The organism is Roseibium aggregatum (assembly GCF_014692675.1).
Lineage (GTDB): Bacteria > Pseudomonadota > Alphaproteobacteria > Rhizobiales > Stappiaceae > Roseibium > Roseibium aggregatum_C.
Map to the genome: position 1 here is coordinate 67,819 of NZ_JABFCZ010000029.1, position 6,434 is coordinate 74,252.

A 6,434-nucleotide genomic window follows, 5' to 3' on the forward strand; every position below is an offset into this window, starting at 1 on the left:
TTCAGCTGCCAGCGCCCTGTCCGTCATGCACGGCGGCCAGGGCCGTCAGCTCATCGGCCAGCTCCTGCCGCAACTCGGTCGGCTCGAGGATTTCCGCCCCCGGGCCGAGCCAGCGCACCAGCGGCAGGATGCGCTCCCGGCTGGCGTTGGGAATGCCGATGACGATGGCGCCGTCTTCCGCAGGGGTAAACGCCGCGTGCTTGTAGTACCAGTCGGCGCTGAGCTTTCTGGCCTGACCGGGGGTGATCTTGATCCGCGCGACCGGTCCCTCCCGTTCCCACCGGCGCATGGCGCGCGACAGCCAGACGCCGCCGAGCAGGGACTGGACGGTAAAATCCTTCGGCGGGCGGAACCGGAAGCCGCTGACCTCCAGGTCGCTCGCCCGGTCGGCCCGGTAAATCTTCAGGATATCCGTGTCGACGCAGCGCCCAGCGAGATACCACAGGTCCCGGTCGAACAGGATGCCGTAGGGCTCCACGTCATGGGCCCTGAGTTCCTGCCGGCTGGGGTTGGCATAGTCGAACCGCACCCGCCTGCTTTCCAGCAGTCCCATCATGAACCCGTCGAGCGCCCGCTGCCATGCGCCGGTCGGTTCCGCCTTCGTGCCCGCGTGGAAAATGTCGGCCGGCACCGGCTCGATGCCGATGATGCGGTCGGCCTGGCTGAGCAGGTCATGGACGGCCTTCGGCAGCGAGGCGACCAGCTTGCGCTCCGCCGCTTCCAGGTCTGCGGCCAGCGGCGTGGTGCGGATGGAGCGGATCAGGGCAAGGGCGGAGAGTAGGGCGGCCGTCTCGTTGCGCGACAGCGCCACCGGCGGATGCAGATATCCCTTGGCGAGCCGATAGCCGCCTTCCGCGCCGCGTTCCGCATCGACCGGGACCCCGAGCGCGATCAGCCGGTCGATGTCCCGGTAAATGGTCCTGAGTGACACGTCGAACCGCGCCGCCAGCGTCGTTGCGCTGACCAGCTTGCCGCTGCTCAAAAGCAGCAGAATGCCAAGCGCGCGCTCGATCGGGTTCATGGGGGATCTCCTTCCGCCTGACCTTTCCTACCGTAAAAAATACGGAACTGGAACAGAACAGGATCAAACCTGACTCACTGCTGTCAGGTATGCCCTGTCACAGTCTCCTCAAGCCCGGAAATTCAACAGGTTTCAGACCTCCGGGACTGACAGGAGACAGGACATGACACTGACACTGGAAACCACCTTCGGCCGCCGCCTGCGCCGCCGCTCGATCGCAGTCCGCATTCTGCAGGCGATCGCGAATGCCCTCCATCGGGCCCATCGCCGGCGCGTGACGGAAAAGGCGCTGTGCAAACTGAGCGACCGTGAGCTGGACGACATCGGCGTGACCCGGACGTCCACCGGCTACATCCTGGCCCCCTGGCATCCGGACCGGGATTCCTCGGACTGGCGTTACCGGGAAAGGAAATGACAGGCATCCCGATCAGGCTCCGGAGAAATCCGGGGCCTGTCCGTTAGTCTGCTGTGTGATTTTTTCTCGCGTCATTCCGGACAAGCGCAGCGAAGCTGCGTGCAGATCCGGAATCCAGACATCAGCCGCGCACATGCGCGCCCGATTTCCCATTGAAAGCGGTGCTCGCTTGCGCTCGCGCTGTCAGCTGGATCCCAGATCAGCGTTCGGCAGAGCCTCACTTGTCTGGGATGACTGGAGCAATGCGGCTACCTTCCCGCCCTCAGGCGATGCGGTGGGCGTCGTACTGGCCGTGTTCGCGGAAGCGGTCCAGGTAGGTCGGCAGGATCGTCGCCAGCGTCGTCGGGCTGATGCCCATGCCGTCAAGGGTCCGGCCTTCCCTGGCGGCGGCTTCCGACACCACGTTGTCGGTCTTCAGAAGCGCCACCTGGTCGGCCGTCAGCATCGGCTTGGGCAGCATCTGCAGGATCTTGCCCATCAGGGAGGCGATCTCGAAGGGCAGCGGCACCAGCATGCGCTGCCGGCGCGTCACCGCCATCATCTCTTCCAGGCATTCGCGGAAGGTCTTCACTTCCGGTCCGCCGAGCTCATAGGTCGTGCCCGGCTTCAGCTCGCCGTCGACGGCCCTGGCCACGGCTTCGGCCACGTCGCAGACATAGACCGGCTGGAACTTCGTGTGCCCGCCGCCGATCAGCGGCAGGGCCGGCGCAAACCGCGCCATGTCGGCGAACTTGTTGAAGAAGTCGTCCTCCGGCCCGAAAATGATGGAGGGGCGCAGGATGATGCTGTCCGGCAGGGTTTCCATCACGCCGGCCTCGCCGGCCGCCTTGGAGCGGGCATAGGCCGAAGCGCTGTCCGCGTCCGCGCCGATCGCCGAAACATGGGTGATGGCCGAAAGCCCGGCCGCGCGGGCGGCCTCGGCAATGGCGCGCGGGCCGAAGTCCTGGACGGCGTCGAAGGTCTGCTTGCCGCTCGGCGCCAGGATGCCGACCGCGTTGACGACCGCGTCAGACCCCTGCACGGCCCGGTCGACCGACCAGCGGTAGCGCAGGTTCGCCTGGACGGCCATGATCTGCCCCGGCGCGCCGAGCGGCTGGAGGTGGGTCGCCAGATCCGGCCGGCGCACGGCGGCGCGCACCCGGTAGCCGCGCTTTGCCAGCGCCTGCACCACATGGCGTCCGACGAAACCGGAAGCGCCGAAGACCGTGACGAGTTTTCCATTCAAAGCCGTGGACATGCCGCTAGCCCCTGTCGTGTCTTGCAAAGTCGCGTCTTGAATTATAGCCGTGCAATCCCGGTTCCGAAACCGGGGCACGTACAGTCTCTTAGCCCTTTGCCGGCCGCCTGTGAAGGGTCATGTGAAAGCCTTCCTGTGCGGGAATGAAATTGTCTGCAAAAGGGTGATTGACAAGTCCCCGGCAGACCCTTACAAGCGCCCACCTGAGCCCGGCTTTGAAGGCTGGCGGCGCGGATCGAAAGACCTCGCCCGCCCGTTGAAAACAGGCTCAATGCCCAGGTGGCGGAATTGGTAGACGCGCCAGCTTCAGGTGCTGGTGCTCGCAAGGGCGTGGAGGTTCGAGTCCTCTCCTGGGCACCAAATTCCGGTTTCGGATCGTCCGAGATGATCCAGAAACACGACAAAAAGCTCCGGTTTTCCGGGGCTTTTTTCGTTTGGGGGGTGGGGCTCCTAAAGGCGTTGTACTGGCCTGAATCAATCAGTCCCCTGCGTTGCATTCTCATTAGTTGCCTGTTTGGATATCGTGATTGTGGCGCCTGAGACCGGGGAGGTGAACGTGCCCTACATTTCTTCAAGCCATTATTTGAGAATGAAAAAGAAATATCGTGAAGAGGTCGCCCGCCATCTGGCGGAATGTGCGCGTCGGCAGGAAGTTATCACCTATGGCGAACTCGCAGACAGGTTTGGCGGAATCGCGAGAGCTTGGGGCGATGCGCTAGGCGGTATTGCCATACGCTGCCATGAAAAAGGCTGGCCGCTGTTGCCCGTCGTCGTCGTCAACAAGAAGACGCGCATGCCGTCTGTGGCTGCGGTGCTCTACAAGGATCTCGGGCTTCAGTCAGAGTCGGATATCCGAGCGGAGCAGGCAAAATGCTTTGCCAAAGATTGGACGTCCACGTCTCTATTGAGTTGATCGTCCGGAAACACTTTCTGCATCAGAAGAAAATTTTCAATTGCCCGCGAAGGTTGATTTCCCTTTTGTCATAAGCACTAGATGGCAACGAGTCGTTTGGGAGCCCGGGTGCTGAATGTCTGAAGAAATCGACGCTTTCATTGATCGCTGGAAACCGTCCGGCGGCAGCGAGATGGCGAATTTTCAGACGTTCGCCAACGAACTGACGGATCTGCTCGGTGTTGAACGGCCCAAGCCTGCCACCGCTGACGGCGATCATAATGACTATCGTTTCGAACGCCCCGTTACCTTCACCCACACGGGTCGAAAGAGCCGAGGCCGGATCGACCTCTACAAACGCGGGTGTTTCATCCTTGAGGCCAAACAAGGTGGTGATCGGGTCAAGAAGGAAGACATGAACCAGCTGGCGCTCGTGTTGCAGGAAGCGCCACCTAAATTTCAGCACGCTCATGGGGTTCGCGGCAGCGCCAAATGGGACGACACCATGCTCAAGGCGCGTAACCAGGCGGATGGCTATGCCCGCGCGGTTTCCAAGGAAGATGGCTGGCCGCCCTTCCTGATCATTGTCGATGTCGGTCACGTCATCGAACTCTACGCCGACTTTTCGCGCGCCGGTCAGGGCTATAACCAGTTTCCGGATGGCAATCGCTATCGCATCAGGCTTGAGGATCTGCGCGAAAAGGAAATCCGGGATCTTCTGCGCACGATCTGGACCGATCCGCTCTCGCTCGATCCGTCACTGAAGTCCGCAGAGGTCACTCGGGATATCGCCGCGCATCTGGCCGAACTTGGCAAAAGCTTCGAGGGTCAGGGTCATGACAGCGAAACTGTCGCCCGCTTCTTGATGCGCTGCCTGTTTTCCATGTTCGCCGAGGATGTGGAACTGATCCCGAAGGACAGCTTTACGGATCTTCTGCACAAGCTCCGCGGCCATCCTGAACATGCCGCCCCGTCGCTGAAAGGTCTTTGGGAGACCATGAACACCGGCGGTTTCTCGCAGGTGCTGATGCAGGATCTGAAGCGGTTTAATGGAGGCCTTTTCAAGGATTCCGAAGCGCTTCCGTTGAATAATCTTCAGCTTGGCCTGTTGATCGAGGCGGCGGAAGCCGACTGGAAAGAGGTGGAGCCTGCAATTTTCGGCACACTTCTGGAGCGAGCGCTCGACAAGCGCCAGCGGCACAAGCTCGGAGCACATTATACGCCGCGTTCCTATGTCCAGCGGCTGGTCACGCCGACAATCATGGAGCCCCTGCGCGCCGACTGGAAGGACGTGCAGACCGCCGTGCAGCGCCTGATGGCCGATGGCAAGGAAACGGAAGCCCGCGCAGCGGTGCACGACTTCCACCGCAAGCTTTGCGAAGTCAGGGTGTTCGATCCGGCCTGTGGCTCCGGCAATTTCCTCTATGTCGCCATGGAAATGATGAAGCGGCTGGAAGGCGAAGTCACTGCGCTTCTGGAGGAGCTTGGTGAGGACCAGGCCGCCCTTGGTCTCTCCGGGCACACGGTCGACCCGCACCAGTTTCTAGGGATCGAGCTGAATCCCTGGGCGGCGGCGGTCGCCGAATTGGTCCTTTGGATCGGGTACCTGCAATGGCATTTCCGCACCCACGGCAAGGCGTCACCGTCCGAACCGGTATTGCGTGATTTCAGGAACATCGAAAACCGCGACGCGGTACTGGAGTGGGAAGACCGCGTCCCAAGGCTGGACGGAGCGGGCAATCCGATCACGCGGTGGGACGGCGTGACCACCATGCGCCATCCGGTGACCGGCGAAGAAGTGCCGGACCCGGATGCTCGTATTCAGGTCTACGATTACATCAAGCCGAAATCGGTGAAATGGCCCGAGGCGACTTTTATCGTTGGAAACCCACCGTTTATTGGCAACAAGAGAATGCGTGACAATCTTGGCGATGGATATGTCGAAGCGCTCTGGAAGGCCTATCCGAAGATGCCGCAAAGTGCGGATCTGGTGATGTTCTGGTGGGACAAGGCGGCCTTGACCGCCCGCGGCTATGACCCCAATAAAAGCAAAGGCACCCGCCGCTTTGGCTTAATTACCACCAATTCCCTGCGCCAGATCTTCAATCGCAGGGTACTGGAGCCGCATCTGAACGATCCGAAAAAGCCGCTTTCACTGTTGTTTGCTGTCCCGGATCACCCCTGGGTGGATACGCAATTTGGTGCGGCAGTACGGATTGCCATGACTGTTGGATCAGCTGGAAACCGACTGGGTCGACTTCTAACCATTGCGACGGAGAGTAAGGAAAAGTCTGAGGCGGAGGGGCGGCAGGTAACGTTTGATCAAGAAACAGGAATAGTTTTCGCCAACCTGCGAATAGGCGCTGACTTAGACTCTTGCAAGTCGTTGCAATCAAACAATGAATTAACGTTCATGGGAATCATACGAGTTGGAGCCGGATTTGTACTTAGTTCAAATGAAATGGTTGCTCTTGGATATGACCTAAAGAATCCACCTCCGGTTATCAGGCGGTACATGAATGGTCGCGAACTCGTCGCGGGCCAATCGAACCGACTAGTTATAGACCTATATGGTCTATCCGAAAATGAAGTTCGGCAAACATATCCGCAGCTGTTCCAGAGGTTATTTGACACAGTAAAGCCTGAACGCGATGCAAAAGCAGACAACAATGCGGATACTAGGCCGTGTGGACGAATTGACTCAGGTATCGGTTTGAGGATTCCCGAAGCGTTTTCAATGTGATTATGGGATGGCCCGCCCCTCTCCGGAGCGATCCGATAGGATTGCTCTGTATTTGAGGTAGAGAGGAACGGACCGATGTCGATTTTTGTACTTGGAATTGATCTTGGCAAGAACGTGTGCAGCCTG

5 protein-coding genes and 1 tRNA gene are annotated in these 6,434 nt (G+C 60.2%); 4 read left to right on the forward strand and 2 right to left on the reverse strand.

What is annotated here, in order from left to right:
- Window position 1: 1 nt before the first annotated feature.
- Window positions 2–1,021, reverse strand: coding sequence for a helix-turn-helix transcriptional regulator (locus HK439_RS22510; protein WP_190293725.1), 1,020 nt, complete (start codon window positions 1,019–1,021; stop codon window positions 2–4).
- Window positions 1,022–1,184: 163 nt separating this feature from the next.
- Here HK439_RS22510 and HK439_RS22515 point away from each other — a divergent pair, with 163 nt between their 5' ends.
- Window positions 1,185–1,436 carry a DUF1127 domain-containing protein gene (locus HK439_RS22515; protein ID WP_190293726.1) on the forward strand — a complete coding sequence of 84 codons (252 nt, stop codon included), beginning with the start codon at window positions 1,185–1,187 and terminating at the stop codon, window positions 1,434–1,436.
- A gap of 262 nt (window positions 1,437–1,698) precedes the next feature.
- On the opposite strand, the gene HK439_RS22520 is transcribed toward HK439_RS22515, so the two are convergent.
- Window positions 1,699–2,673: a complex I NDUFA9 subunit family protein gene (locus HK439_RS22520; RefSeq protein WP_190293727.1), complete on the reverse strand. Its 975-nt coding sequence runs from the start codon at window positions 2,671–2,673 to the stop codon at window positions 1,699–1,701.
- 273 nt (window positions 2,674–2,946) lie between these two features.
- On the opposite strand from HK439_RS22520, the gene HK439_RS22525 reads away from it, so the two are divergent.
- The 3 genes from HK439_RS22525 to HK439_RS22535 all read left to right on the forward strand — a co-directional run bounded on the left by HK439_RS22525 (window position 2,947) and on the right by HK439_RS22535 (window position 6,308).
- Window positions 2,947–3,033: transfer RNA gene (locus tag HK439_RS22525), tRNA-Leu, on the forward strand.
- 196 nt (window positions 3,034–3,229) lie between these two features.
- Window positions 3,230–3,586 carry a hypothetical protein gene (locus HK439_RS22530; protein ID WP_190293728.1) on the forward strand — a complete coding sequence of 119 codons (357 nt, stop codon included), beginning with the start codon at window positions 3,230–3,232 and terminating at the stop codon, window positions 3,584–3,586.
- 115 nt (window positions 3,587–3,701) lie between these two features.
- Entirely contained in the window at window positions 3,702–6,308 is a 2,607-nt protein-coding gene (locus HK439_RS22535) for a class I SAM-dependent DNA methyltransferase (RefSeq protein WP_190293729.1), read from the forward strand.
- Window positions 6,309–6,434 lie beyond the last annotated feature (126 nt).